The organism is Escherichia sp. WS1265, from assembly GCF_046487585.1.
GTDB lineage: Bacteria > Pseudomonadota > Gammaproteobacteria > Enterobacterales > Enterobacteriaceae > Escherichia > Escherichia coli.
In genome coordinates this window covers 1-640 of the sequence record NZ_JBJQJE010000097.1, presented here as the reverse complement: position 1 = coordinate 640, position 640 = coordinate 1, and the positions used below count along the sequence as shown (strand labels likewise).

Genomic DNA, 640 nt, shown 5'->3' with positions numbered 1-640 from the left:
TGAAAGCGCTGGAAGGCGACGCAGAGTGGGAAGCGAAAATCCTGGAACTGGCTGGCTTCCTGGATTCTTACATTCCGGAACCAGAGCGTGCGATTGACAAGCCGTTCCTGCTGCCGATCGAAGACGTATTCTCCATCTCCGGTCGTGGTACCGTTGTTACCGGTCGTGTAGAACGCGGTATCATCAAAGTTGGTGAAGAAGTTGAAATCGTTGGTATCAAAGAGACTCAGAAGTCTACCTGTACTGGCGTTGAAATGTTCCGCAAACTGCTGGACGAAGGCCGTGCTGGTGAGAACGTAGGTGTTCTGCTGCGTGGTATCAAACGTGAAGAAATCGAACGTGGTCAGGTACTGGCTAAGCCGGGCACCATCAAGCCGCACACCAAGTTCGAATCTGAAGTGTACATTCTGTCCAAAGATGAAGGCGGCCGTCATACTCCGTTCTTCAAAGGCTACCGTCCGCAGTTCTACTTCCGTACTACTGACGTGACTGGTACCATCGAACTGCCGGAAGGCGTAGAGATGGTAATGCCGGGCGACAACATCAAAATGGTTGTTACCCTGATCCACCCGATCGCGATGGACGACGGTCTGCGTTTCGCAATCCGTGAAGGCGGCCGTACCGTTGGCGCGGGCGTTGT

1 protein-coding gene is annotated in these 640 nt (G+C 53.4%); it reads left to right on the top strand.

Features of this window, described 5'->3' with window-relative positions; translation table 11 throughout:
* A partial coding sequence (locus ACJHX3_RS25015; RefSeq protein WP_096001884.1) for an EF-Tu/IF-2/RF-3 family GTPase occupies positions 1-640 on the top strand: 640 nt, incomplete at both ends.